Raw genomic sequence first — 25256 nt, forward strand, 5'->3', positions numbered from 1 at the left:
TCAGAGAAAATATTTTGAGAGGAGGGCTTTTTATGGCAACTACAAGAATCATGCCACTTCATGTCGGCAAAGGCCGCACAGAGAGTCGGGCGATCAGTGACATCATCGACTATGTAGCAAATCCACAGAAAACAGATAATGGAAGGCTCATCGCAGGATTTGCGTGTGACAGCAGAACGGTTGATGCGGAGTTTCTTTTAGCAAAAAGGCAGTATATCGTTGCTACCGGACGAGTGCGCGGTGCGGATGATGTGATTGCCTATCATGTGCGCCAGTCCTTCCGCCCCGGCGAGATTACTCCGGAAGAAGCTAACCGGCTGGGGGTGGAATTTGCCAAGCGATTTACTAAAGGCAACCATGCCTTTGTGGTCTGCACTCACATAGACAAGTCGCACATTCATAATCACATTATCTGGTCATCGGTCAGCTTAGAATATGACCGGAAATTCCGAAACTTTTGGGGCAGTACCAAGGCGGTTCGCAGGTTAAGTGATACCATCTGCATTGAAAACGGACTGTCCATTGTAGAGAATCCGAACCCTCATGGAAAGAGCTATAACAAGTGGCTGGGCGATCAGGCAAAGCCCTCTCACCGAGAGCTGCTGCGAGTAATGATTGACCGTGCGCTGGAGCAGAATCCAGCGGACTTTGATGCGCTGCTGAAACTGCTTTCCGAAATGGGCTGCGAGGTATCCCGGCGCGGGAAAGCGATCCGGCTCAAAGCACCCGGCTGGAAGAATGTAGCCCGCATGGATGACAAGCTGGGGGCCGGGTACAGTGAAGCGGAAATTCGTGCGGTGCTGGCCGGAGAAAAACAGCATACGCCCCGTAAAAAAACCGTCGTGCAGCCGGAGCCGCCGAAGGTCAATCTACTGGTGGACATTCAGGCAAAATTGCAGGCCGGAAAGGGTGCTGGCTATGCTCGATGGGCCAAAGTTTTCAATCTGAAGCAAATGGCGCAGACCATGAATTACCTGTCAGAGCATAACCTGCTGGAGTATGCGGTTTTGGAAGAAAAGGCTACGGCTGCCACGGCACATCACAATGAACTTTCGGCGCAGATCAAAGCGGCTGAAAAGCGCATGGCAGAGATCGCTGTTCTGCGTACTCACATCGTAAATTATGCCAAGACCCGTGAGGTCTATGTGGCATACCGCAAGGCGGGTTACTCTAAGAAATTCAGGGAAGAACATGAGGAAGAAATTCTGCTCCACCAGGCTGCTAAGAATGCCTTTGATGAGATGGGCGTCAAGAAGCTGCCCAAGGTCAAAGAGTTGCAGACAGAGTACGCGAAATTGTTGGAAGAAAAGAAAAAGACCTATGCCGAGTATCGGCATTCCCGTGAGGAAATGCGAGAACTTTTAACGGCAAAGGCCAATGTGGATCGGGCCCTGAAAATGGAGGTAGAACAGGATGTTGAAAAAGAAAAAGACCACGGCCAGCGGTAAGCTGGTCCTGGTCAAAAGCGTTCGCAGAACGCGTAGCCACAGAATGAAATTCTGTGTTCAAAGGGGCTTGGGGGCGCTGCCCTCAACAAGCAAGCGGAGAGGAAAATCACAAAGGGATTTTCTTCTCTGCGGGTCGGTGTGTATTAACACCGGCATTGCTTGCCTCTTTTCTCCGAAAATGAAAAGAACCAGTGAGAGAATCGTTAAATTTCACTCACTGGCTCAATTCGTTTCAAATTTCTCGGATAACTCTGTCAGTTCCTTCACCGTTTCTTGGGTGTGATGCAGCAGGGTGTCACGCATTTCTGGCGGACAGCTGGAATAAAGCATTTTCATCTGATTGACACCCTCATCCTCCAGAGAAACATCTGGATTTATAAGCGTATCTAAAGAGATGTGCAGGACCTTTGCCAATGCTCTCAAAATCAAATAGGACGGGTTCATTTTCCCTTTTTCGATATTGGCAATTTGCTTTACAGAAACATGGCTTAGATCGGAAAGTTCCTGTTGTGTCAGTTCTTTATTCTTTCGGGCTTCCCGCATTTTTTGCCCTAAAGCAGTTAAATCATCAATCGGCATAATCGTTCACCTCAAATATATTTTATCGTTCCGATTTGCACAAAGGAATAACCTTATTGTGCTTGAGAACAGGACTGATTATGCCGATTCCTTTTTGATAACATGGTTGCTCCATGATTATGGCGTTTCCGGCTACTAATTGAACTATGAGGATGAATTGCAGATTTCAGCTTTTAGTTCGTTGCCAAACGAGAATGATATTGAATGCGGTAGGGAGGCTAGCAGTTTTATCCGCTCATCTATGAGCCGTTTTTTATTCTCTGTGACATAAAAATCCATCTGGATATTCCGTTTCCGGTTCGCCATGCGCTGCCTCCATTCTTCATAAGAGTTTGAGATTATCTCAACAAACATTTTTCATTTTCGGTCAAGAGATCTGAAAATACGAAAAATCGCAAGCGGGTACTCGCTTGCTGTGCTTGTTATCAAGCCTTACCTTCTATTTTTCTCTCTACTAATACTACAATTTGGAAAGGGGAAAATGGCTATATCCGTAAAGAAAAGCAGAAAAATGCCACGACTGAAACTCCGTTGTAGAGTGATCTGTCGTGGCATTACATTGTGAATTTATTTTTGCTGAGCCATTTTCCGATATTCAATCGGCAGGAGGCCTGTACTCTTGCGAAATAATTCCGCAAACCGGCTAGAAGTAGAGTAACCGATCATTTCCGCAATCTGTCCCATTGTGAAATCCGTATCGATCAGCAAATGCTCTGCCTGGCTCATGCGGCGCTGTTGAATGTACTCTGTGATCGTGCAGCCTTGCAGCTGCTTAAAAGATGTTTTCAGCTTAGTGGTTCCCATGCAGGCGATTTTTGCAAGACGTTCTAATGGAATATCAAAAGCATAGTGGTCATTGAGATAAGCAATCACATTTTTCAGTTGCGCCACATCCTGCTCGGACAAACGTTTCTCTTTACGGGACAGAATTTTTTTCTGTTCTTCCACGACAAGAGATACGGCCTCGGCTACTTTCGCTTCATAGAATAATCCTGCGGCAATCCCATCCCCACGGTAGACCTTTACTTCATGGAGCAATTTAGCCATAGCTGGGAAATCTGTTGTCTGATCGATCTGCCGGAAAGCTGCAAGCGGGCTGATATAATCCCCTGGATATTGCTTTTGGAGATAATCCTCATAGTATGCCGGCATGACTTCGATACCGATGGAACGGATGGGGATTTTTTTGTGGATCAGCGCCTTGTATGGCTTATAACCGCCGATAAAGGCTTTAATACATCCGGCAGACATCCGCCGATAGGGATTTAATTCCTCCCCGGAGATAGATTCATACTGGGTAATGCTTAAGGCTTCTGGCAGGTTAAATTCCATGAAGAAATCTTCGTGAAAATAGAAATCGTGGATTTTAATGTCGTACAGGTCTTTTTTCGCATAGACCCAGTAAAGGCCTTCCCCAAATTCAGGCGATAACCGCCAGCATTGTCCGGCAGAATTGAAGCGGTTATTGCTATCTACCGGGATAAAATGGTTATCTGTTAAAAGCGGCTCATAGTAATCCGCAATAATGCTATTGTTCAAATGACGGCCTCCTTTGAAACGATTGGACGGAGCTTTGCAATGAAAGGACGAAGATGCCCGGAACATATTGCAGACCGCCCGGAAAGTTAGTATCATATAGACCGTGGTTAGCAGCAACTAATCATAATATAACAGATTTCAGGCGGTAGGTCAACCGTTCTTGAAGCAGGAGGAAAAAATATGAGTAATCAAGTAAATGCAAAGGCAGGATTGTCCGTCAAGGACTTAGTAACAACAGGGATTTTCACCGCACTTTTGTTCGTATTTATCATGGTGGGTGGCGTCTTTTTTGCTACCAACCCGATGCTGACCTTTTTCATGCCCGCCGGGAGTGCTCTGCTTGCCGGGCCGGTTTATCTGCTGATGATCGCAAAAGTACATAAGCGCTGGAGTATCACGATCATGGGCGTTATAATGGCCATCATCTGGTTTGTCACCGGTATGCACTGGGCGTTTGCGCTGGGCTATCTCATTATGGCCGTCGTAGCGGATTTTGTCGCCGGTACAAAGCAGTACAAGAGCAAGAAAATCAACAGCCTGTCCTATATCCTTTTCTCCCTGGGCGGAACAGGGTCGTACCTTGTTTTCTTCGCTGATCCCCAGGGCTGGGCACAGACCATGTTGGGAAATGGAACCGAGCAAAGCTATATCGACACCATGCAGGCGACCGCAAACGCGGGAATCTTTATCGCCATGTTTGCCGCTCTCCTTGTAACAGCTTCTATCAGTGCATTTGTGGGCTGCAAAATGCTGAAGAAGCAGTTTGAAAAAGCAGGTATTACAGCATGATGGGTAACACCGTCCAGAAAGGGCTTTGGCTTGACCCGCGGGCCAAGCTCTTTCTTATTTTAATGTGCGTACTGTGTTCCATGTTCGCACCTTCCCTTTCGTATCAGTTTGCACTTGTCCTGCTGATTGCTGTATTGGGAGTGCTTTGCGGAAAGTGGAAATATTCCATAAAAGGGGTCTGCTTTTATGCCGTGGTCTGTGTACTGACGGTCTGGATCATGGCGGCCATGACGGGGACGCTACGGACCATGTTTGTTGCGTTCCTTGGACTGTACCATAAAGTTTATGCTTGTGGGATGCTGGCAGGGATTGTCCTGTCCACAACGAAAGTCAGCGAGTTTTTATCTGCCATGAACCGCATCCATGCCCCGAAAAAATTTGTCATCACATTTGCGGTCATGCTGCGCTATATTCCAACTATCCAGGAGGACTGGCATTTTGTTAAGGACGCCATGCGGATGCGGGATGTATCGCCCTCCCTGGGCGGATTCCTTTCCCATCCGGGGATGACGGTAGAGTGTATTTATGTGCCGCTGATGATGATGGCCTCCAAAGCAGCGGACGAGCTTTCCATTGCCTCTGTTACTCGCGGGATTGAGAATCCCAATCCCCGGACCTGCCTTGTCCAGATAAAATGCGGGATTGCAGATTGGATGGCGATGTTGATTGCTGTTGCTTTCTTTATTTTTGAATTATGTATGCGGGGAGGTGTGACCGGGTGATTGAATTTGAAAATGTATCATTTTCTTATGAGGGACAGGAGCATGGTGGTCTGCATGGAATCAGCCTGAAAATTGCAGACGGGGAATGTGTCTTGTTCTGTGGCCGTAGCGGGTGTGGAAAAACAACGGTCACAAGGTTGGTAAACGGCCTGATTCCACAATTTTACCAGGGAGAACTTCAAGGGCGTGTGCTGGTGGACGGACAGGAAATCAGCAACCTGCCCATGTATCAGATCGCCGCAAAGGTGGGCTCCGTCTTTCAGAATCCCCGGACGCAGTTTTTCAATGTGGATACGGACAGTGAGATTGCGTTTGGAATTGAAAATGAAGCCAGGCCGGTAAAGGAACTGGAGGAACGGGTAGAACAGACAACAAAAGATTTGCATATTGAAAAGCTACGGAACCGCAATATTTTTGAATTGTCTGGTGGGGAGAAACAGAAAATCGCGTTTGCGTCTGTCTATGCCATGAACCCGGAAATCTATCTGCTGGACGAACCATCCTCGAATCTGGACATGGCTTCCATCCAGGAATTGAAAGAACATCTGCGGCTGATAAAAAGCCAGGGGAAAACCATTTTGATTGCGGAGCACAGACTCTATTATCTGATGGAGCTGGCAGATCGCATTGTTTATCTGGAAGATGGAGAAATAGCAAGGATTTTCACGCCGGAGGAATTTCTCCGGCTGCCCGAAACCGAACGGGAACACATGGGGCTGCGGGCGGTTGATCTGGCAAGGGTGCTCCCTCCGGCCAGTCATCCGCCTATTTCCTCTCCCACATTAGCACTCCATGATGTTACTCTGCGCTATAAAAAACGGACGATTCTACACCAGATTGCTCTTTCTGCGGCAAAGGGGGAAGTCATTGGGGTGGTCGGTCATAATGGAGCCGGAAAGACCACGTTTTCTCGCGCCCTGTGTGGGCTTCATAAAGACTGTGAAGGCGCGTTCCTTTGGGACGACCAGCCGATGGAACACAAGGCGAGGTTGAAACGCTCTTATATGGTTATGCAGGATGTGAACTATGAATTGTTTGCGGAGAGTGTGGGGGCAGAATGTTCCTTCGGAATCCGAAACCCGGATCAAGATTTAGTAGAGGAAACCATGAAGGAATTGGGGCTTACAGCCTACCGGGAACGCCATCCCAACACGCTTTCCGGTGGACAGAAGCAACGTGTGGCTGTGGCAGTCAGCATGATCTGTGGAAAAGATTTGCTGGTGTTCGATGAACCCACCAGCGGCCTGGACTTTGACAGCATGGCGCAGGTGGCAGGTCTGATAAAACGGTTATCCGAACAGGGGAAAATCATTTTTATTGTCACCCACGATTTTGAATTTGTCTGCCGTACCTGCTCCCGTGTCCTGCATTTTGATGAAGGGGAAATGCCGGATGACATCCCTGTTGTGATGGATTCCCTTCAAAAGCTCCGGGAACTGTTCTCTGTTTCAGAGAGAAAGGAGATGTGAAGTGATGAAACAGAAAAAAGAAAACAGGATTGCACTGCTGCTTCAATGGGCCGGTGAGCAAAAAATCTGGCTGCTGCTGGCAATCCTGCTGGCCATGGCAAGCGGCCTGTGTATCATTGTCCCGTATATCGGGATTTATCGCCTGATGGATGCCGCTTTCCAGCATATCTGCACAAAAGAGCTTGTCGTACAGACGGTAATGATGATCTCCGTTTCTGTGGCCCTGCGCTTTGTTTTATTCGGGTGTTCCGGTGTGGCGGCCCATAAAGGTGCTTACGGTGCTTTGTTCAAGGTGCGCTGCATGGTGGCGGAACATCTGGCAAAAGTCCCCCTTGGTACATTGAATGAGCGGCGGACCGGGGATATTAAAACGGTTCTGAATGAAGATATTGAAAAGCTGGAGTTGTTTTTAGCCCATAACCTTCCAGACCTTGTGTGCTATATGGTAGGGCCGGTAGCAATTTTCATTTATTTGATGACAGTAAATATCCCATTGGCACTGGTTTCCCTGGTGCCGTTGATTTTGGCCGTTGTGGTAATGGGGGTTATGTTTCGGAATACGGACGGTTTGATGGACCGGGCGAACCGATCCATTACAACGCTCAATTCCGTTATGATCGAGTATATCAGCGGCATGAAACTGATTAAAGCGTACAACATGGGGAGCAAATCGTTCCAGAAATTTTCCGGTGCGATCCAGGAAGAGAATGCCATGTGGAATGAAACCTCCCGGAGAATGGGGCCTCCTTATGCAACCTTTGTGGTTCTGATTGAATGTGGGATGCTGCTGATGGTTCCCCTGGGCGGGATGTTCTTTCTGAAAGGCTCCCTGGCGGCCAGTGCATTTTTGCTGTTCGTCTATGTCGGCTCCATGTATCTGACGGAGATCCGGCCTTTACAGGAATTGGGGACAAACTTTGCGAATGTCCTGGGCGCCATTACCAAAACGAAAGAAATATTGGACGTTCCTGTTTATGAAGGTGGAATGGACTTCCCGGAAAACCATGATATTGAGCTTAAGAATGTACGTTTTTCCTACGATGGGAAAACGGATGTCCTGCAAGGCGTCAACCTCAAGATCAGGGATGGGGAACGCATGGCACTTGTGGGACAGTCCGGCGCGGGCAAGAGTACCGTGATTGAACTGATCTCCCGGTTTTATGATGTGCAGGAGGGGGAGGTGCTGATCGGCGGGATCAACGTGAATGAACTGAACTACGATACCATCCTGAAGAATATTGCCATTGTATTTCAAAAGACATTCCTTACCCGTGACAGTGTACTGGAAAATATCCGCATGGGTTCAGACGCCAGCCTGGAGGAAGTACGGGCTGCCGCCAGGGAGGCGCAGATTGATGACTTCATCATGTCGCTGCCGGATGGTTATGACACAAAGGTAGGCAGCTTCGGCTCCCGTTTCTCCGGTGGGGAAAAACAGCGGATTGCTATTGCAAGGGCGATCTTGAAAAATGCTCCCATCCTGATTCTGGACGAAGCGACAAGCGCCTCTGACCCGGAAAATCAGATGGAAATTGATAAGGCCATTCAGAACCTCTGCAAAGGCAGGACGGTCATTGTGGTAGCGCACAGGCTGAGCGCCTTGAAAATGTGCGACCGTGTGGCGGTGGTAGAGAATCATACGATCACCAGTGTCGGTACCCATGAGGAAGTGCGGAAAGAGAACGCTTATTATCGGAAAGCATGGGAGGACTACGAAACAGCGAGGGGAATTACTTATCAACTGGAAGGAGGCGGGCAGAATGAATCCAAATAACGTATGGAAGAAGAACCGGGAGTTTTATATTGGCGTTGCCGGGACTGTCCTGGAGGGGCTGTTCTCTGGTAGCCTGTTTATGCTGCTTTATTCCGTCATGCGGTTTTTATGGGACGGTCAGTTTGATATGAACCGTGTACTGGTCCTAACAGGTGTTATTGCATTTATCTTTCTGCTCCGTATTTTGATATACAGCTATGGCTATACCAAAGCACAGATCGGCGGCGCAAAAGTCAGTAAAAATATCCGCTTGTTTATGGGCGACCATCTCAAGCGTATCCCGCTTTCCCGGTTTACACAAGGTCAGACAGGCGATTATATCAACACCATTACCAGTGATGTAAATAACTATGAAAAAATTCTGACCCATAAGATCGGGGACATTGCAAAGAGCTTTGCCCTGTCGCTGATGTTGATTGTTTTTGTGATGACGATCTACTTTCCAGCCGGGCTGATCCTCCTGATTGCCGACCTGCTTTTGATCCCTGGATTATGGCTTTCTTTCCGGCAGGTAGCGAAGTATGGCAAAGAGAAGAACGATATTTGTGCAGAGAATGTCAGCAGCATTGTGGAGTATGTATCCGGTATCCAGACTTTCCGGGCCTATGGCGTTGGCGGTCTGAAAAACAAAACCGTGATCCATGCCATGCAGGAGTTTAGCAGGATCAGCTTTGTGTATGAAGCCAAGGTTCTCCCGATAGGTGCGGGATTTGGTATTTTGAGCTGGCTGTCCTGCCCGGTTGTGATCTGGACGGCCTATGGCCCCTGGGCAGCCGGAACTTTAGATACCGTGTCCTATCTTTTGATTTGTATGCTGCCTTTGTTCTGTGCGAAGCTGGCAAATTCCATTTTTGTAGACCTCACCAGCTATAAGAATCTGATGATCTCGAAAAATAAAATCATGGCTGTGATGAAGGAACCGGAAGAAACCGGCAGCATGGAGCCGCTACAGGCAGCCTCCCATGAGATTGTATTTGACCATGTGAACTTTTCTTATGTTCCCGGGGAACCGGTGTTAAAACAGGCTTCCTTTACTGTGCCGGATCAGAAGCTGACCGCCATTGTGGGGGATTCCGGCTCCGGCAAGTCTACCATCCTGAACCTGATTGCAAAATACTATGAAGTATCTGGCGGCACGATTTCCATAGGAGGCAGACCGATCAATCATGTAGCTGCGGAACGGGTATTAGACCAGATTTCTATGGTGGACCAGGATGTGTTCCTGTTTGATGATACAGTGCGGGAGAATATCCGCCATGCCCGTCCGGATGCTACGGACGCAGAAATTGAAGTGGCCTGCCGAGAGGCAAACTGTGACGGCTTTATCCGCAAGATGGAGAGGGGTTATGATACGCCGATTGGGGAAAATGGAAATCTCCTGTCCGGCGGCGAACGCCAGCGCCTTTCCATAGCACGTGCCATTTTGAAAAACAGCCCGATCCTGCTGCTTGACGAGGCGACGGCCTCCCTAGACATTGAGAATGAATTGGCGGTAAAGCAGGCGATTGCGAACCTACTGAAAGAGAAAAAAACCGTGGTGATGATCGCACATACCCTATCCATCGTAAAAAATGCCGATCAGATTCTGGTGGTTTCCGATGGTCGGATCACCGAAGCTGGTACACACGAAGAATTGTTAGCAAAGGATGGAAAGTACGCTGCCATGTGGAACGCAGAACAGCAGCTTTCCGCCTAAAAGGAGGCTACGATGAAGATTCATGCGTCCGGGGAGGATTATCTGGAGGCTGTGCTGATACTCCAAAAGAAGCAAGACATGGTCCGCTCCATTGACCTTGCCCGGCACATGGGCTTTAGCAAACCGAGTATCAGCCATGCGGTAGGCGTTTTGAAAAATGGAGGTTTTCTGACCGTGGATGATGATGGGTTCCTTCATCTGACCGTCATAGGTCGGGAGATTGCCGAGAAAATCTATGAACGCCATTTGTTTTTTATGGAGCAGTTTATCGCTGCTGGCGTCGATCAGGAAACAGCGGAACAAGATGCCTGCCGGATTGAACACGCCATCAGTGATACATCTTTCCGAAAGCTGAAGGAGAAAGTACAAGGAACCGATTAGCGCACATCGGCTCCGCTCTGCTCTGCATAATAAGTTATCTGCCCCGTCCGGGGAAAGAAAAAAACCGTTGACTGGGGCAGATAATTTCGTGCGCTATTTTAAGGTTTGAACTCAATCGGCGGTTTTGAAGGACAATTTCAGAGCCGCCGTTTCTTTGCGTTTACACAAACTAATGACGACTTGCAGGGACACGGTAGCCGCTTGGAGGTTAATTTGCCGTGTCTCTTTTGCTTTTTCAAAGCTCCCATGATCTACATCAATTAAAAAAAGCATTGCCCCTCCTCCGGGCAAGTATAGCATTGCATCGGCATTATCGTTCCATGTGATTCAGCATAATAATGACTGTTCTTGGTGCGCCAGTTTCCCATTGCGGGAATCTGGCGTTTTTTGTTGCCTTTTTTTCGGAGATAATCCGGCTGTATACCGGTGTCGTTCCCCACCTCCATTCGATTCACTCGTCAATCACCCGTGAATCGAATGGAGGTACATAATGAAGAAAATTAACCTTCGGGAACTTTATCCTGATGTTTATACAACAGACTTTTTTGTAGATGTGACAGAGGAAGTAATGGAGACTATTCGAGCAGCTGAACGTGCGGAGGCTGCGTATGAGCGAAAGATGTATCGTTATAAAGCACAGTATTCTCTGGATTGCGAGAATGGCATTGAAAATGCGGTGCTGTTGAAGCCGAAAACACCGGAGATGATTCTGGAGGAAAAACAGCTTCAGGAGCAGGTCTATTCTGCTGTGATGAATTTACCGGAAAAACAGGCAAAGAGGATTTATGCCCGATATTACCTGGGAATGACGGTAAATGAAATTGCCGGGGTAGAAGGTGTAGACCCAAGCCGTGTCCGAGACAGTATCCGGCGCGGCTTAAAGCAGCTCGGAAAATATTTTTGATAAAGTTTCGTTTGATGCGCCTGTTTTTTGCCTTTTTTGTCAGTGTTAATAAGAAGGACAAGTTTTCCTCCTTCATCTGCACATTGACAATCGAATAGACAGCACAACAGGTACATAAACAATGTGCTTTTCAGAAGTTTTGTAATACGGTGCTGCACAATGAAGCGTGTGACGCTCACAGGGAGCTGCACAGGCATAAGGCAAGGGAAGTCACCTTTTCCGATTTGCCCTTAGACGAAGCGCGGCAGCTTCATACCTTTGATGAATATTTCAAACGGGAAACCGCCGAAACCGTCTTTGAGAAAGCCGGGAAGAAAATCACGCCGAAGCTGCTTCTTGAAGCAATCCGTACTTTGCCGGAAGAAAAGCGCAAAGCCGTACTCCTGTACTATTTCGAGGGAATGAACGACACCGAGATTGCGAAGTTGTTCAATACATCGAGAAGCACGATACAGTACAGGCGGACAAGCTCTTTTGAGAAATTAAGAAAATATCTGGAGGAAAATGCTGATGAATGGGACGAATGGTAACGAACCCGGCTACCCGGAAAATGCCCTTGTTCCCTATCCTGTCATTGTGGCAGCGACAAAGGGTGACCCGGACGCCATGAAGATTGTCTTGCAGCATTTTAGCGGCTACATAGCCCGCCTCTCCATGCGGAAGCTGTACGACGAGCGCGGGAACGTCTATTTCGGCGTAGACCACGACATTCGGGAACGGCTGCAAGCAAAACTGATGATGGCTGTCCTCACCTTTAGGACAGAGGAATAACCGCAACGGCGGCGGGACGCTTTCTCTCACCCCCTTTTCCGTTCCGCTGTTGACGCGGGTAGCACAGCCATTTTGAACCTTGAAAAAGAAAGCGGCGCAAGATAACGGCGGCGCAGCATAGGGCAAATCGGATACGTTCCTTTTGCGTCGAGCCATACGGCGGGTGCGCCATGACGCTATCCGGGCGAGGTTATCACCGCCCGGACAGCCGAGCGACCAACACCGCGCCGGAAAGCAAGTGTAGCGGTTTGCGGGCAACGACACGCAGAATATACAATGATACTTCCTTACAGCCACAGTCCGAGCGTTAAGAGCGTCGCAGGCAATGGGTAGGGCTGCATGAGAACCATGCCGGGGTGAAATTCCCATGAGGTTATGCTAATAACCGTCCGATTAAAGCCTTTGTTTTATTGAATAGTGGACTTGCTGCTATTCATAGACTGTATTATATGTTTGCGAAAGAAAGGGGGATTTTCTTTGACGCAAAACCAAACGCCCGTTACCACAACGGAGCATAAAATCGGAAAAGTTACTTACCTTGTATGTTCGTCTGCAAGTGAACGCGCAACGGACACACTGGATAAAAAGATAAAAAAGCTCATTCGCAAAGACATGGAGCTGAACCCCGCAAACGCCCGAAAATAGGGCGTTTCTTCACATTTTATACATGACACAGGCAGCGGTATGTGGTATAATATAGACAGTACAAATACCATGCTTGTCTGTCGTCGGAAAGGAGGACAAAATGTTACAGACAGACAAGATTACCGCTTTATATTGCAGATTGAGCCAGGAAGATATGCAGGCCGGGGAAAGCGAGAGCATACAGAACCAAAAGCTGATTTTACAAAAGTACGCTGACGAACACCACTTTTTCAATACGCGCTTTTTTGTAGACGACGGATTTTCCGGCGTGAGTTTCGAGCGTGAGGGGCTTCAAGCCATGCTGCATGAGGTTGAAGCCGGGAACGTGGCGACCGTCATAACAAAAGACCTTTCCCGTCTGGGACGCAATTATCTGAAAACCGGCGAACTGATAGAGATTGTTTTCCCCGAATATGAAGTGCGCTACATTGCCATTAACGACGGTGTAGACACAGCGAGGGAAGATAACGAGTTTACCCCTCTGCGGAACTGGTTCAACGAGTTTTACGCCCGCGACACCTCAAAGAAAATCCGGGCTGTTAAACAGGCAAAGGCACAGAAAGGCGAGCGTGTCAACGGCGAAGTGCCGTATGGTTACATAGCCGACCCAAACGACCGCAATCATCTATTGCCCGACCCGGAAACGGCGCACATTGTAAAACAGATTTTCGCTATGTATGTGCGCGGCGACCGTATCTGCGAAATCCAGAACTGGCTACGGGAACATGAGGTACTTACTGTTTCAGAACTGCGCTACCGTCGTTCCGGCAGTTGCCGCCACCCGCGCCCGCACCCGACCTGTATTTATAACTGGCCGGATAAGACACTGTATGATATTCTTGGACGCAAAGAATATTTGGGGCATACCATTACGGGCAAGAGCTATAAGGTATCTTACAAATCGAAAAAGACGAAAAAGAACCCGGAGGAAAAGCAATACTTTTTCCCCAACACGCACGAACCTTTGATTGACGAAGAAACCTTTGACCTTGCACAGAAACGGATTGCTACCAAACACCGCCCTACAAAGGTTGATGAAATTGACATTTTTTCGGGACTTCTCTTTTGTGGGGATTGCGGCTATAAAATGTATCTGCAACAGGGAGCCGGGACACTGGAACGCAAACACGCCTACACTTGCGGAAAGTACCGAAACAGGATAAGGACTGGCGAGCTTTGCACTACCCATTATATCCGAAAGAGCGTCCTTAAAGAACTTGTCCTTGCTGATTTACAGAGGGTGCTGTCCTATGTGAAAGAGCATGAACAGGAGTTTATCGAAACCGCCAACGAGTGCAGCGCAAAGGCAGTACAAAAGACGCTGACACAGCAGCGGAAAGAGCTTGACAAGGCGCAGAGCCGCATTAGCGAGCTGAACATCTTATTCCGCAAGCTCTACGAGGACAACGCTTTAGGGAAACTTTCTGATGAACAGTTTGCTTTTCTGACTTCCGGCTATGATGAAGAAAAAAAGACGCTGACCCGGAGGATTGCGGAGCTGTCACAGGAAATCGACAACGCCACCGAGCGCAGCGCGGACGTGAAAAGGTTTGTCGCACTGGTACGCAGATACACCGCCATTACCGAACTGACCTACGAAAACGTCCATGAATTTATTGACCGTATTCTTATTCACGAACTGGATAAGGAAACGAACACCCGCAAAATCGAAATCTTTTATAGCTTTGTCGGCAGAGTTGATACGGGCGACAAGCCTACCGAAAGTATCTCCTATTTCAGACAGATAGGAGCCGACGTAAAGAGTTATGCTATCTAACATACATCAAAAAGAGGTAAGATAACGCCCTCTGCAAAAAAGGTTACGTTATCTTACCTCAACAAAGTTCGTCCCCGTATAACCGTCATCCACCAGAATTTTCAGGTTTGTATACCCGTGGTTACGGGCATATCGGGTTAAATACTCTCGCTGATTTGCGATACTGTTACTCTCTCCATCTTGGGCATCCTCATTGCTCAAACGACAGTAGAGAATGGTAATTTTCTGCTGATCCAACATAATATCCTCCTTCGGTTGTTGGTCAGCCGACAGTACCGTTGTGCATACTGGAATTATATCATGCTTTTGTGTCGCAGTCATTAACAAATCACCCCCTTGTCAGAAAAAATGAGCCGTTTTACCTTGTCGGCAAGCGGCTCATTCCCGTCACATTCTGTTTCAATCACATACCATGTGTTCCCGATCTTACGCTCAATGGTTTTGCGGAAAGAAGACTGCGCTGTTTCCCAATGCTTGCGGCATTCTTCCAAAAAATCAATGGGCGGCTCAAAAATCGGGTCGAAGCAGGAGTAAATATCAATATAGCCGATGGCATCATTGATTTCTTCCATCGGGGCATCTTCCATAATCATCTTGTTAATTTCCTCTACGGTTTTATTCATAGGCAAATAGTTCCTTTCTTAAATTTCCATATCCTGCCTACGCTTACGGGCAGGGTGCTTATGTTCCTGTGTTTCCTTTCCTCTGGCGAGAATGGCATGAACAAAAGCCCAAACCCTTTCAGACGCAATCTCTATCGCATCCAAGAAAGGCTGGGCTTTCTGTTTCAGTTCCATATATTTTTCGTTTACTGCTTCATACCGCTGTTTCCAGATGGAAATTGTTTTTTCAGCAGAAGCCAGTTTCTCTTTCAAACGCTTATTGTCAGCATTGGCAATAATGCCGTTGACCGCATAGCGTTTGAGTGTATCGCACTGATCCGGCGTGAGCGAGACATTTCCGGTGAGGGCATTTTTCTTGCCCATTTCCTCAATATCCTGCACCGTCAGCGCAATGGTCTTTGCTGCCTTGGTTTCCTTTTGCAGAGCTTCCAGTTTCTTTTTCTGCTTCTCCGTAGCAGCCTTGGCATCCGCCAAACTCTGCTCGGCCTGTTCCACCTGTCCGGTCACAGTTTCCAGGCGGTGCTGTTCGGCCTGTACCTTGAACTGTGTCACCGTCAGATGTTCCTCGGTACTGCCACGCTCTCCACGCTCCACATCGGTATATCCGGCGGCTCGCATGAAATTAAAAAAGTCATCCTGCAGCACACTGTAGGACGACTTCAAAATCTTTTTCCCTTTTGCGTTCAACATCGGATTGCCATCTTCATTGAGAACGGGTTTGGATTCCCATTTCTTACTGCGGCTGACCTGTGTGATCGTTTCTTTTACCGTTCCCCGGAGGAATTCATCCTTGCACCGCTTCGACCACAGGATTTGCTTTTCCACCACCGGGATATAAACCACATGGAGGTGGTAGTGATACACATCCTCGCCCAGGGCTTCGGACATTGCCCGGTTGCGCTCATCGGCGTGCATCACAGCGGAGAGGATATACTGCTCGCCGCCCACAATCTCCACGGCGGCTTTGTAGGCATCGGCATAGAACTGTTTGGCATATTCATAGCCGCCGTGGTTGTGGAAGTAGGCAGAGTTTACATCAAACAGCAGCTCCCCATATTTCACCGCATCGGCTTTCAGACCACGGGTGGAGATAACACCATCTGCAATCATCTGATCGAACATGGCGGCATAGCTGTCGGTAGGTTTCTTGAAGTGGACATTGCGGTGGGTCTGGGTGGTATCAATATCTTGATTGGAGTAGCTGTCTTTTTCTCGCTCGTTATGCTCCTGAACTTTCGCCACATCGTCGAGGGTGGGCAAGTCCTGGTTACGGGCAAAGGTACGGTCAATTCCATCGTTTCTTGCCATAGGTTTTTTCCTTTCTTTCGAGAGTAGCAGACGGGCGGGGCTGCGGGGATGCACTTCTGCGGAAGTGTAATAACCCACTATAACACTTTCATCCATTCTGGCTGCAAAGTGCCGTGGGCTCTCCCGAGGGGGTATGCGGTCACTGCGGTGACCTCTGCTGACCAAGGCAAAATGTCTGCAACTTTTCCCATGGTCAGCCCGTCTGCATGAAGCTGTTCTGCGGAACGTTTCTTGCAGACGTTGGCAGCGTCTTTCACTGCCATCCATAGGCAGCACTGCGGTGTGCCTATGGGGACGGGAGATGCGAGGGGCTGTTGCCGGGGGCATCACTTCTCCCGTCTTTGCTGCCATACAATGTCGCATCCCAGCACATCGGCAAGCTCCAATACTTCCTTGTATCGGATGCTTTCCCGCTGTAATTTTGCGGACAGGTTGGAAACGCTGTCGCTCCATCCGTACTCGTCCGAGAGCAGGTCAACAACTTCCTGCATGGTCATCCCAGCACGGATGATCTGTGCCTTGATTTCATTGCGTACATTCATATTGAAAAATCCTTCATAATTCTGTTTGTGGTTCGGTACAATCTCTGCACCCCAAAACGGAACAGATACACCGAACAGTGAAAAATCTGCAATCTCTGAAATCCGTTCAGAATTTTGCTTGTGATGTCCTGTCCATATATGACCATATCCCGCTTTACTGTTTCGTGTGATTTGGTCTGGAAAAATGAAAACATCTATTGTTCCGTGAACAGGGTACACGGTTCAGAGAAGCACGATTTCGTGAAATAGCTTCGTCCTGCGGTCAAAAACTTTGCTGTTTCCATTGCCATTGATTTTCAATACCCGAAAACAGGTTGTCTCTGAAAGCCGTTGTTTCCTATAATGGGAGAAAACAGGGGTAAATGCTGCGTACATACGTACAGAGCATGACTGGCAAAATCAATCCCGCCATTCCTCCGGTACGTACGTACATGACGAAACATCGTAAAACCCATTTATATGAGGTCTTGCCACAGCTTCCACACCCATAAATCCCCACACCCGCCGTCCGGCAGAGTTGGTGATGTTGTTGCAATGTTCCAGATTGAATCTCCCGGCATTGGCAATCATGGCGTCGCTGAAGCTGCGGGCTTTCAGCGGTGCAAGGGAATTTTCTTCGCACCACATCCGGTAGATTTCATAGAAATCCTTGGAGCTGATGGACGCATCCGCTTTGCACCGGATGTATCCCTCCGATTCCATGAAATCAAAGATATTATTATTGTCACGCTTGACCGCTTCCCGGTTTTCCCGGATACGGTCACTCTCTGTGAATTTGAAGTTGTTGGCAACAAGCCGCTGCAATCCCTCCAATGCCCACAGGAAGATGCCCTCGGCTTCGGCTTTCATCTTCTCCGCAAGGTCAGGATCATCAGCTCTATCCACAGGCTTTTCCTTGGTGGTCAGCACAAGCTGTCTGCGATAAAATCCGTCACTGCGATCATAAAGAGCTTGCAAATCACCGTTGCTGAACGCAAGCAGCCGGGCGAACATCCAGCCCTGATAACTCTGCTTGCCCTTGCGTTCCAAATCCATCTTGCCCTGTGCTGTCACGATGGATTTCACATAGTTGGTCTGGCGCAGAGCTTCCATCCGCATATCATCATCCACGCACAAGAGGATATGTTCCAGATCGGCACGGGCAAAGCGGTTTTCGGAAATCTTTCCGATGCTGCCGTCTTTCATATTCATGCCAAAGATTGCCGAAAGCACCGCACCGATTTGGGATTTACCCTCGCCGCCGTTGCCCTTAATCACCATCATGCGCTGTCCTTTGTTGGAGGGAATCAGGCAGTAGCCGATAAACTCCTGCAAAGTGGGAATGTCCTCTGTATGAAGCAGGTCATCCAGAAAGTTCAGCCAGACCACAGGAGCAGGAGCATCGGGATTGTAGGCAACAGGCAGACGGCTCCGCACGATAGCAGGTCTGCCCTCAGTGAATGTTCCGTTCTGCAGCAGCGTACCGTTGGCAACATGAATCCGATCCTGCTCCGGAGGAAAGTCAGGCACTTGTGCTTCCAGTTTCAGCACCTCCAGAATATTGGTGATCTTCCGGGGGATGTTGTTCACGGCACAGAATTTCAGCTTGTCGTAAATCTCACCCCGGAGAGGGAGATCGTCTGTTACCCGACCATCGGGCGTAAAAAAAGCTCCGTTTGCGAAGATGATTCTGCGCTCACGCAGAAATTCTTCACAGAACAGAGCTTCATTGATGTTCTGCCCGTCAAACCAGATCGGCAGATTCATATCCGGCATTTTACCTTTCTTCCCCATGGGACAACCCCTCCTTTCGTTTCCGTGCCACATAGTTCCGAAGGAAAGCAATCTTGCTCTCCTTCATTAGCTCGTCCACCACGGCAACCCGTTCTTCTAAATCACCGACTGTCAAAATATCTGCCAGATATTCGATATAATCAATCATCTGGCAGGCTTCCACAAAACGGTCATCCAGATCATCGTCCGGTGTTTTCGGTGCATATCGCACTTTCCAATCTTCCAGCAGATGCAGATAATCCATCAGCACCCGGAAGCACAGCATTTCGTCCTCCCGAAACTGACGGATATAGGGACGTTTGGGCTTGAGCATAGCTGCGGAAGTGGGCGGTTTCGGGTCAAGCCCAAAATCCGAAGCCAGCTTTTGTGCTGCTTCATAGCTGCTCAGATCGAACGACCTTGCCACGAAGTCGATCACATCCCCCTTGACTCCGCAGCCAAAGCAGAAGAAATAATCCTCATTCAGCCTCATGCTCGGATGCCTGTCATTGTGGAACGGGCAGCAAGCCATGCCGTTTCGGTTGACTTTCAGCCCGTAGTGTTCGGCGGCTTGCTTTACGCTGATTGCCACCTTGATGGTTTCATAGATTGTCATAGAAAACCTCCGTTCATAGTATTCAGAAAGCACGAAACACCCGCCGTGATTGGCAGGTGCTTCGCTCCGTCTACTATTGTTATGCCGGATTTTTCAAAAAACAGGCTAATCGGTGGACAACCCCATTTCAAAAAACAGGACAGCTTTTCGGAGGATGTAGATTTCTTCACATTTGCATGATATAATGAAAGAAATGAAAAAACAGGACAGGAGAGCAAGCATGAATCAAGAATTGATGACATTGGATTTTTGGCAGGATACAATCATATATGAGGACAAAGCACTTCCTATCGGCACTCTTGCCTGTGATGCGCTGAATGTTTCGGCGGATACTCTTGCCAAAATGAATGAACAATGCCAGAAAATTAATCTACTGCTTGGAATGCTGAACGCCGGACAGGACGCTTCTGCACTCTTTCCTATGGCAAGGGAAGCTGCATTGACAATGTTAGAGATTCTCAGCAAAACGCCGCCGTTCTCCTATATGGATATACCAAAGCACCGGGAACGGATAGAAAAGGTTTTTACTGCGGACAGCGCACAAAAATATGTGGAGTTTGCTACAAAAGCTGCAACCAATTCTTTACCGTTTGAAGAAGTTCCGAAATATGCTGATGCGGCGATGCTCCAACGTTATACCGCTGTATTCGGACATTTGGCATATTCTCTTAGGGAATACCAAACCGCAGTGCTTGATTTTGCGGAAAAATCAGACAGCAACGAAGCAGACCGTACCGCAGAGGGCTTTGCAAAAATGTTCGGCAGCTATTTCCCGCCGGAGTTTTCTATCACGGAGGGCAATGCCTGGATGTCTGTTGCGAACAACTCTATTCAGTATGTGACAACTGTCCGTCCCGGCGAGGATGTGGCGAAGCTCGTCAAACGGATGCACTATGTATCCTTTGTGGGAATGTTCCGTTCTGATCTCTTTGAGGGCTTGTGTGTTGGTCATGCACCGAAAAAATGCCGGATCTGCGGCAAATGGTTTCTGACCACCAACGCAAGGCACACCAAATACTGCGGCGGTTATGCACCGGGAGATAAGCTGCACCGCACTTGCCGGCAGATCGGCAATCTGAAAGGCAGAGAACAGCGGGAGCTTGCGGACGATCATCCGCTGAAACAGATTTATGAGAAGCGGCTGAACACCATAAACCGCTATGTGAAGCGTGGTACTCTGGACGCTGATCTTGCAGAGGTTATGAAGAAACTGGCGAAAGATAAAATGCTCCGGGCCTTGAGCAATGTTGCTTATGCCAAGGGCGATTATGAAAAGGAAATGGGACAGGCTGCCTTGAAAAAGGAAGCTTACAACAAAAAATGACAAGGAGATAATACATGGCACGAAAAGCTGATGTTAAAGGCGGTAATGGTGATGTGGTATTCGATACTGAAACCGGAACTGCGAGAAAATACCTTCGAAATACGTCTACCGTTGAAAAAGTCGCACGCTTCAAACGAGAACTTGCTGTATTTCAGGAATTATGCAAGAATCCAATTCCCAATGTTGTTGAGGTGACGGATGTTTATATTAACGAGGATAAAATTGCTGAATCTTATGTTGAAATGAAAAAATATGACGGTTCGGTATACGATATACTCGAAGTTACCAAAGGGAATGTTAAATTAGCATTTGAACTGCTTTTGCCGGTCATCAAAGCACTCTATACACTTTCAACCGGAAATCCGCCCTTGTATCACAGAGATATAAAGCCGGATAATATCTTGTTTTTGAAAAAAGGTGATGAATACACACTGTATCTTACAGATTTTGGAACGTGTTTTCTTAACGATGGGAGCGAACGACTGACACCGGAAACTATGGCAGTTGGTCCCAGGATGTATATTGCCCCAGAATACGAAACAGGTCGTGTAGAGGAAGTAACTGAAAAAGGAGATATATTTTCTTTGGGTAAAGTTCTTTGGTGTATGATCAATGGTGAGCCGGAGGACTTTATGCCTTCAAACTTCTGGTTTGTTGATGAATATGATTTGACCAAGCGTTTTCCCGGAAATGCTGATATGATTGTTGCTAATACAATTATTGCATCATGTTTGAATATTGCTCCTGATGAGCGCTGCGCATATTCAAGTTTGATTGGACAGATTGAGAACTTCATTGCAGAGGGCAATATGACGCCAGGGGAAGAAGAACAGTATCGAGTACGAGTATATCAAGAGAAACGGAATTTAGAACTCTTGGAGATAAAAGAAAAGAATCGGCTAATTGTAAATTCCTTTAGTCAGTATTATATAAAGGCGTTAGAAGAATTACTGAATACATACCCTGATTTTGAGCTGATTCAAAAACTCTACGATGAATACCGTAAAAATTCAAAGGATGGCATTGATTATACATCCGTAAATGTTGAAAACAATGCCAGCCATTATCTCTATAGCGGAACTTATGACCGAATCTATTTTTCAATTAATTATGAACCCGCTCGTGGAACTGATAGGTATTGCAGCATCACGATAAAATACACAATAGATAGTTGGAAGACGATACGGTTCTATTATTCCGAAGATGGTACGATTTTAAGTGACCATAACGGCGTAGTAAAGCTGATGTGCGTAGAATCATTGTATAATATTTTGAACTCCATAATCATGGAATACATTTCATAAAACAGAATGGCATACAGAAGGGAGGTGCGCTATGCTGAATGATTTTACATGGAATATGACCGGATACATACCAAAATACCAAGTCAATCCGCACGGTGACGGCATCATTCCCTATGTGGCAGAGCGCATCTTCCAACTGGAACCGGAGCCGCCATCAGTGGGCAATCTGAACGAATATATCCTGTCTGCTTTGCATGAAAAGAATTTGCTACATTTTTCGTTCTTTCTACATCACTACGAGCCGCAGCTTAATAAGCGCATCAAGAGCTTTCTTGGTGTGGATGGCGGCGATTTGTACGATACAGACCGTTTTCTGGATATAAAACTGTCCTGCCGGGAGCAAATGCTCCAAAAGCTGATGGACTATGATCCTGCCAAGGGTGCGGAGTATGCTACATACATTTTTCCGTTCATCCGGGATGCTATGCTCCGTTTCCGCATGGGCGAAGAAAAATGGTCGGTATCCTCTCTGACTAATTACAAAATGGTGCGGTCAATGGCTTGGCTGTACCACAATACCAAGGATGCGGTCAACGAGTTTTCCAAGAAATACAACTGTGATCTTGCTCTTGCCGAAGAATATCTGAAAGTTGTCCGAGGTATCCGCAATCAGCAGCCATTCTATGTGACAGACGAGGACGGCGAGGAAACTGGCGAAGATGTCGCCCTTGACGATAGTTGGAACTATACCGACATCCTCTGGAACGGCATACAGGCAGAAAAGGTGCAACGGGCATTTGAGAAACTGAATTACCGGGAGCAGACCTTGCTCGAAAAACGGTTAGCAATTTGCATGACCTGTGGGCGTGTTGGCTCATGGAAGAACCGCCCCACCTTTGAAGACCTGGCGGTTATGTTTGAGGGAAGCACAGCCAGCGGTGCAGAGCGGGCTTACCGGAAAGCGATGGATAAGCTGACAGAGCTTCTGGTTGCCGAGGGTGCTATCCATGCAGTCCGGCTGAAACAGAAATCCAAAACCAAGCGCAAAAAGAAAATCACCGCCGCAATCTACGAATACCAGGCAGACTGCGACGGCGAATGGGGCGAAATATCAGTTGATTTTGAGAACGGCACAGCAGAAATCATTCGGCTTGCTGATTGGGATACAATTAAAACGAACTGGTTTGCCAATGAGGCGATCCGGTATATTTTATCATTGTCGCCTGATGCTCTTAAAAAATATATGCTCGTCCCCCTTGAGCCGCCACTTATATCCTGAATCCTTACAACAACTGTAAGTGGTATTTGCTGTGTTCCCATGCTATCATTTTATTACAAATGATAGGAGGTATTCACATGAAACCCATTTTGAATATTGAAAATTTAACAAAAATCTATGGCAATGTGCCAAGTCAAACAAAGGCACTGAATGGGATCACCTTCCAGGTGATGCCGGGAGAGTTTCTCGGCATTATGGGAAGCAGTGGTTCCGGTAAATCCACGCTTCTCAACTGTATTGCAACTGTGATTCAGCCCACCGGTGGGAGCATTCAGGTGGAAGGCGATACTCTGCAATCCCTCAAGGGAAAGGCTCTTGCAGAGTACCGTGGCAAAAAAGTTGGTTATCTATTCCAGAACTTTGAATTGCTGGACAACCTGACTGGCAGGGAAAACATCCTGCTCCCGACTTCCTTGCATGGGGTATCCGAAGCAGAAAGCAGCCAGCGGCTGAAGCAGTTGGCTGACTATCTGGAAATCACTGATGTTCTGGATAAGTTTCCGTCCAAGATGTCCGGCGGCCAGCGTCAGCGTGTTGCGGCAGCAAGGGCTCTGATCTTACATCCCCAAATGATCCTTGCCGATGAACCGACAGGAGGTGCGTGGTTAGTAGAAACAAGATCATAAAAAAACAATATCCATTTCTCCGTCCTCGTGAACAGTGATTGACTGCACGAAGGACTTCCAAAACACATTCTTCTCCTGATCGCTGAAAGTATGATACACAGTTTCCCAATCATCAGAAAGCATCTTCTTTATGCTGTCAAGGTTACGAACCGGAGCAGCAGGACAACTTCTCAATTTGTCAATCTGCGACTGAAACTTCTCATATTCGTTTCTGTATGAAGCCTTGTCAATCAGATCATCCATGAAAAGGTCATACAGTTTCTTCATCTTACGTTCCACTTTCGCAATTTCAATGGCAGGGTCCTTTTTTGCAGCAGCGGCAGCAGTGACTTCAAAATCTGCAACATAAGAGGAAAGAGCAGGGCGGATATGCTGAAGCATATATTCTTCGACATACTCTTCGCGGTAATGCTTGGAACGGTCACAAAGTTTTGACTGCGCTTTAAAATTGCATCTGTAAGATTTATATGTCTTTTCTTTTCCATCTGCAAGCGTTCTATATGTGACAGTTCCGGTCATGTAATGATTACACGAAGAACAGATCAGAAGACCGGAAAAAATATAAAACTGTTGAGTGTGACGGATGCGGACATTCCTGATCGCAAGATTCTGTATATGTTCAAACCGCTCACGACTGATCGTCTTCTCACAAAATTCAGGGTCATCACGATACTGACCCATGAAAAGAGGGTTCCGAAGATAACGAACGACGGTATCATAACAAACACGGATGCCGTATTTCTCCTGAAGGAATAACTGCGTCCCTCTCTTGCTGCAAGTGGATTCAAAATGGTCGAACATATCAAGGGCGAACTGATGCCATTCAGGGTCAATGACAACGTGCTTCTCTGCATCCAACTTCAGGCCACGAGGGAGAGAACCGGAAAGATATGTTTTGTTCTTCAGTTTGTATGAAAACACATCTTTGATTCGATCACTGTCACGGTCGCACTCGTCCTGCGCTACGGACAGACGGATGTTGATGTGAAGACGGCCGTTCGTTGTTGTGGTGTCATAGGATTCAGTGATCGCCTTCCACTGAACTCCGTTCGCTTCAAGTATTTCCTGAATCTTGTGATAATCTCCGATGTTACGGAACCAGCGGTCGAGTTTGGTGAAAAGAATCATGTCAAAGTTGTGAGCACGGACACCATCGAGCAGACGGACGAACTCTTTCCTTCGTGTGAATTTCTTCCGGGCAGTCAGAGCCTCATCGACGAAAGTATCAACAAGAATCATGTGATTGACTTTGATGAACTCATCGAGGAGAGCGTCCTGCGCTTCCAGAGTGTCACCATGAAGGACCTGACCGTCATGGGAACAACGTATATATTTAACAACACGCAGGCCGAAGAGTTCCGGTTGCGGTCTGAAGTATGTACTGTTCATAAAAAACCTTCTTTCTACTGTAAAAAAGCGTAAAAAAATAAAGCTATGCAGCAGCACAA

At 47.5% G+C, this 25256-nt stretch carries 25 protein-coding genes and 2 pseudogenes; 16 read left to right on the forward strand and 11 right to left on the reverse strand.

The window, feature by feature from the left end:
• Positions 1 to 32 precede the first annotated feature (32 nt).
• On the forward strand, positions 33 to 1448 hold the full coding sequence (locus DWX00_RS03290; RefSeq protein WP_117485008.1) for a relaxase/mobilization nuclease domain-containing protein: 1416 nt from the start codon (positions 33 to 35) through the stop codon (positions 1446 to 1448).
• 222 nt (positions 1449 to 1670) lie between these two features.
• Here the strand turns inward: DWX00_RS03290 and DWX00_RS03300 are convergent, their stop codons facing one another.
• Together DWX00_RS03300 and DWX00_RS03310 are read right to left on the reverse strand one after the other, a co-directional pair.
• Positions 1671 to 2027 (reverse strand): helix-turn-helix domain-containing protein, encoded by a 357-nt coding sequence (locus tag DWX00_RS03300; protein WP_005337966.1) that lies wholly within the window; start codon positions 2025 to 2027, stop codon positions 1671 to 1673.
• 567 nt (positions 2028 to 2594) lie between these two features.
• Positions 2595 to 3566, reverse strand: a complete 972-nt coding sequence (locus tag DWX00_RS03310) for a helix-turn-helix transcriptional regulator (protein WP_008395299.1) — start codon at positions 3564 to 3566, stop codon at positions 2595 to 2597.
• Between the two features lie 180 nt (positions 3567 to 3746).
• Here DWX00_RS03310 and DWX00_RS03315 point away from each other — a divergent pair, with 180 nt between their 5' ends.
• The 6 genes from DWX00_RS03315 to DWX00_RS03340 are packed head-to-tail and all read left to right on the forward strand — an operon-like array spanning position 3747 to position 10397.
• The gene (locus DWX00_RS03315) at positions 3747 to 4355 is read left to right on the forward strand and encodes an MptD family putative ECF transporter S component (protein WP_008395298.1); all 609 of its coding nucleotides are present in this window, start codon (positions 3747 to 3749) and stop codon (positions 4353 to 4355) included.
• Positions 4352 to 5077, forward strand: coding sequence for an energy-coupling factor transporter transmembrane component T (locus DWX00_RS03320; protein ID WP_117485010.1), 726 nt, complete (start codon positions 4352 to 4354; stop codon positions 5075 to 5077). The genes DWX00_RS03315 and DWX00_RS03320 overlap by 4 nt, the downstream gene beginning before the upstream one ends.
• Positions 5074 to 6546: an ABC transporter ATP-binding protein gene (locus DWX00_RS03325; protein ID WP_117485012.1), complete on the forward strand. Its 1473-nt coding sequence runs from the start codon at positions 5074 to 5076 to the stop codon at positions 6544 to 6546. The genes DWX00_RS03320 and DWX00_RS03325 overlap by 4 nt, the downstream gene beginning before the upstream one ends.
• Before the next feature lie 4 nt (positions 6547 to 6550).
• Positions 6551 to 8320 (forward strand): ABC transporter ATP-binding protein, encoded by a 1770-nt coding sequence (locus tag DWX00_RS03330; protein WP_117485014.1) that lies wholly within the window; start codon positions 6551 to 6553, stop codon positions 8318 to 8320.
• On the forward strand, positions 8307 to 10016 hold the full coding sequence (locus DWX00_RS03335) for an ABC transporter ATP-binding protein (protein WP_117485016.1): 1710 nt from the start codon (positions 8307 to 8309) through the stop codon (positions 10014 to 10016). The genes DWX00_RS03330 and DWX00_RS03335 overlap by 14 nt, the downstream gene beginning before the upstream one ends.
• Positions 10017 to 10028: 12 nt before the next feature.
• Positions 10029 to 10397 (forward strand): metal-dependent transcriptional regulator, encoded by a 369-nt coding sequence (locus DWX00_RS03340; protein WP_117485018.1) that lies wholly within the window; start codon positions 10029 to 10031, stop codon positions 10395 to 10397.
• Positions 10398 to 10508: 111 nt separating this feature from the next.
• Here the strand turns inward: DWX00_RS03340 and DWX00_RS19815 are convergent, their stop codons facing one another.
• Positions 10509 to 10670, reverse strand: coding sequence for a hypothetical protein (locus DWX00_RS19815; RefSeq protein ID WP_015529866.1), 162 nt, complete (start codon positions 10668 to 10670; stop codon positions 10509 to 10511).
• A 217-nt stretch (positions 10671 to 10887) separates the two neighbouring features.
• On the opposite strand from DWX00_RS19815, the gene DWX00_RS03350 reads away from it, so the two are divergent.
• The 5 genes and pseudogenes from DWX00_RS03350 to DWX00_RS03375 all read left to right on the forward strand — a co-directional run bounded on the left by DWX00_RS03350 (position 10888) and on the right by DWX00_RS03375 (position 14494).
• Positions 10888 to 11301, forward strand: coding sequence for a sigma-70 family RNA polymerase sigma factor (locus DWX00_RS03350; protein ID WP_118594643.1), 414 nt, complete (start codon positions 10888 to 10890; stop codon positions 11299 to 11301).
• 113 nt (positions 11302 to 11414) lie between these two features.
• A pseudogene (locus DWX00_RS03355) lies at positions 11415 to 11831 on the forward strand (RNA polymerase sigma factor); the annotation flags it as partial.
• A complete protein-coding gene (locus DWX00_RS03360; protein WP_016289899.1) occupies positions 11812 to 12072 on the forward strand; it encodes a helix-turn-helix domain-containing protein in 261 nt (86 codons plus the stop codon). The pseudogene DWX00_RS03355 and the gene DWX00_RS03360, both read left to right, overlap by 20 nt.
• A 417-nt stretch (positions 12073 to 12489) precedes the next feature.
• Positions 12490 to 12717, forward strand: a complete 228-nt coding sequence (locus DWX00_RS03370) for a transposon-encoded TnpW family protein (protein WP_004607973.1) — start codon at positions 12490 to 12492, stop codon at positions 12715 to 12717.
• Positions 12718 to 12817: 100 nt separating this feature from the next.
• Positions 12818 to 14494: a recombinase family protein gene (locus DWX00_RS03375; RefSeq protein WP_009447114.1), complete on the forward strand. Its 1677-nt coding sequence runs from the start codon at positions 12818 to 12820 to the stop codon at positions 14492 to 14494.
• A 48-nt stretch (positions 14495 to 14542) separates the two neighbouring features.
• Here DWX00_RS03375 and DWX00_RS03380 read toward each other — a convergent pair whose 3' ends face one another.
• The 7 genes from DWX00_RS03380 to DWX00_RS03415 all read right to left on the reverse strand — a co-directional run bounded on the left by DWX00_RS03380 (position 14543) and on the right by DWX00_RS03415 (position 19335).
• Complete coding sequence (locus DWX00_RS03380) at positions 14543 to 14734, reverse strand: recombinase family protein (RefSeq protein WP_118594704.1); 192 nt, start codon at positions 14732 to 14734, stop codon at positions 14543 to 14545.
• 80 nt (positions 14735 to 14814) lie between these two features.
• Positions 14815 to 15117, reverse strand: coding sequence for a hypothetical protein (locus DWX00_RS03385; RefSeq protein ID WP_085531218.1), 303 nt, complete (start codon positions 15115 to 15117; stop codon positions 14815 to 14817).
• 18 nt (positions 15118 to 15135) lie between these two features.
• Positions 15136 to 16425: a plasmid recombination protein gene (locus DWX00_RS03390; protein WP_117788320.1), complete on the reverse strand. Its 1290-nt coding sequence runs from the start codon at positions 16423 to 16425 to the stop codon at positions 15136 to 15138.
• A gap of 77 nt (positions 16426 to 16502) precedes the next feature.
• A complete protein-coding gene (locus DWX00_RS03395) occupies positions 16503 to 16688 on the reverse strand; it encodes a hypothetical protein (RefSeq protein ID WP_117522849.1) in 186 nt (61 codons plus the stop codon).
• 63 nt (positions 16689 to 16751) lie between these two features.
• On the reverse strand, positions 16752 to 16967 hold the full coding sequence (locus DWX00_RS03400; protein ID WP_109258817.1) for a phosphoribosylglycinamide formyltransferase: 216 nt from the start codon (positions 16965 to 16967) through the stop codon (positions 16752 to 16754).
• Positions 16968 to 17366: 399 nt separating this feature from the next.
• Positions 17367 to 18740, reverse strand: a complete 1374-nt coding sequence (locus tag DWX00_RS03410) for a DNA primase family protein (RefSeq protein ID WP_227143262.1) — start codon at positions 18738 to 18740, stop codon at positions 17367 to 17369.
• Positions 18724 to 19335 carry a CHC2 zinc finger domain-containing protein gene (locus DWX00_RS03415; RefSeq protein WP_117522847.1) on the reverse strand — a complete coding sequence of 204 codons (612 nt, stop codon included), beginning with the start codon at positions 19333 to 19335 and terminating at the stop codon, positions 18724 to 18726. Before DWX00_RS03415 ends, DWX00_RS03410 begins: the two co-directional genes overlap by 17 nt.
• Positions 19336 to 19555: 220 nt before the next feature.
• Here DWX00_RS03415 and DWX00_RS03420 point away from each other — a divergent pair, with 220 nt between their 5' ends.
• The 4 genes and pseudogenes from DWX00_RS03420 to DWX00_RS03435 all read left to right on the forward strand — a co-directional run.
• On the forward strand, positions 19556 to 20659 hold the full coding sequence (locus DWX00_RS03420) for a DUF6076 domain-containing protein (protein ID WP_117522886.1): 1104 nt from the start codon (positions 19556 to 19558) through the stop codon (positions 20657 to 20659).
• A 14-nt stretch (positions 20660 to 20673) separates the two neighbouring features.
• Entirely contained in the window at positions 20674 to 21963 is a 1290-nt protein-coding gene (locus DWX00_RS03425) for a protein kinase family protein (protein ID WP_117522846.1), read from the forward strand.
• A 31-nt stretch (positions 21964 to 21994) separates the two neighbouring features.
• Positions 21995 to 23182: a hypothetical protein gene (locus DWX00_RS03430; RefSeq protein WP_117522845.1), complete on the forward strand. Its 1188-nt coding sequence runs from the start codon at positions 21995 to 21997 to the stop codon at positions 23180 to 23182.
• Positions 23183 to 23259: 77 nt separating this feature from the next.
• Positions 23260 to 23778: pseudogene (locus tag DWX00_RS03435) on the forward strand (ABC transporter ATP-binding protein); the annotation flags it as partial.
• A gap of 24 nt (positions 23779 to 23802) precedes the next feature.
• Here the strand turns inward: DWX00_RS03435 and DWX00_RS03440 are convergent.
• Positions 23803 to 25197, reverse strand: coding sequence for a recombinase family protein (locus tag DWX00_RS03440; protein ID WP_118594645.1), 1395 nt, complete (start codon positions 25195 to 25197; stop codon positions 23803 to 23805).
• Positions 25198 to 25256: the final 59 nt, after the last annotated feature.

This window comes from Blautia sp. AF17-9LB, from assembly GCF_003479185.1.
Classification (GTDB): Bacteria; Bacillota; Clostridia; order Lachnospirales; family Lachnospiraceae; genus Fusicatenibacter; species Fusicatenibacter saccharivorans.

Excerpts from the sequence above, each read along its gene's own strand:
- DWX00_RS03390 (WP_117788320.1), bottom strand. The coding sequence starts at position 16,425 with ATGGCAAGAAACGATGGAATTGACCGTACCTTTGCCCGTAACCAGGAC.
- DWX00_RS03315 (WP_008395298.1), top strand. The coding sequence starts at position 3,747 with ATGAGTAATCAAGTAAATGCAAAGGCAGGATTGTCCGTCAAGGACTTA.
- DWX00_RS03335 (WP_117485016.1), top strand. The coding sequence starts at position 8,307 with ATGAATCCAAATAACGTATGGAAGAAGAACCGGGAGTTTTATATTGGC.
- DWX00_RS03290 (WP_117485008.1), top strand. The coding sequence starts at position 33 with ATGGCAACTACAAGAATCATGCCACTTCATGTCGGCAAAGGCCGCACA.
- DWX00_RS19815 (WP_015529866.1), bottom strand. The coding sequence starts at position 10,670 with ATGCTTTTTTTAATTGATGTAGATCATGGGAGCTTTGAAAAAGCAAAA.
- DWX00_RS03425 (WP_117522846.1), top strand. The coding sequence starts at position 20,674 with ATGGCACGAAAAGCTGATGTTAAAGGCGGTAATGGTGATGTGGTATTC.
- DWX00_RS03350 (WP_118594643.1), top strand. The coding sequence starts at position 10,888 with ATGAAGAAAATTAACCTTCGGGAACTTTATCCTGATGTTTATACAACA.
- DWX00_RS03300 (WP_005337966.1), bottom strand. The coding sequence starts at position 2,027 with ATGCCGATTGATGATTTAACTGCTTTAGGGCAAAAAATGCGGGAAGCC.
- DWX00_RS03385 (WP_085531218.1), bottom strand. The coding sequence starts at position 15,117 with ATGAATAAAACCGTAGAGGAAATTAACAAGATGATTATGGAAGATGCC.
- DWX00_RS03415 (WP_117522847.1), bottom strand. The coding sequence starts at position 19,335 with ATGACAATCTATGAAACCATCAAGGTGGCAATCAGCGTAAAGCAAGCC.
- DWX00_RS03440 (WP_118594645.1), bottom strand. The coding sequence starts at position 25,197 with ATGAACAGTACATACTTCAGACCGCAACCGGAACTCTTCGGCCTGCGT.
- DWX00_RS03420 (WP_117522886.1), top strand. The coding sequence starts at position 19,556 with ATGAATCAAGAATTGATGACATTGGATTTTTGGCAGGATACAATCATA.
- DWX00_RS03430 (WP_117522845.1), top strand. The coding sequence starts at position 21,995 with ATGCTGAATGATTTTACATGGAATATGACCGGATACATACCAAAATAC.
- DWX00_RS03380 (WP_118594704.1), bottom strand. The coding sequence starts at position 14,734 with ATGTTGGATCAGCAGAAAATTACCATTCTCTACTGTCGTTTGAGCAAT.
- DWX00_RS03360 (WP_016289899.1), top strand. The coding sequence starts at position 11,812 with ATGAATGGGACGAATGGTAACGAACCCGGCTACCCGGAAAATGCCCTT.
- DWX00_RS03395 (WP_117522849.1), bottom strand. The coding sequence starts at position 16,688 with ATGGCAGTGAAAGACGCTGCCAACGTCTGCAAGAAACGTTCCGCAGAA.
- DWX00_RS03400 (WP_109258817.1), bottom strand. The coding sequence starts at position 16,967 with ATGAATGTACGCAATGAAATCAAGGCACAGATCATCCGTGCTGGGATG.
- DWX00_RS03330 (WP_117485014.1), top strand. The coding sequence starts at position 6,551 with ATGAAACAGAAAAAAGAAAACAGGATTGCACTGCTGCTTCAATGGGCC.
- DWX00_RS03410 (WP_227143262.1), bottom strand. The coding sequence starts at position 18,740 with ATGGGGAAGAAAGGTAAAATGCCGGATATGAATCTGCCGATCTGGTTT.
- DWX00_RS03340 (WP_117485018.1), top strand. The coding sequence starts at position 10,029 with ATGAAGATTCATGCGTCCGGGGAGGATTATCTGGAGGCTGTGCTGATA.
- DWX00_RS03375 (WP_009447114.1), top strand. The coding sequence starts at position 12,818 with ATGTTACAGACAGACAAGATTACCGCTTTATATTGCAGATTGAGCCAG.
- DWX00_RS03320 (WP_117485010.1), top strand. The coding sequence starts at position 4,352 with ATGATGGGTAACACCGTCCAGAAAGGGCTTTGGCTTGACCCGCGGGCC.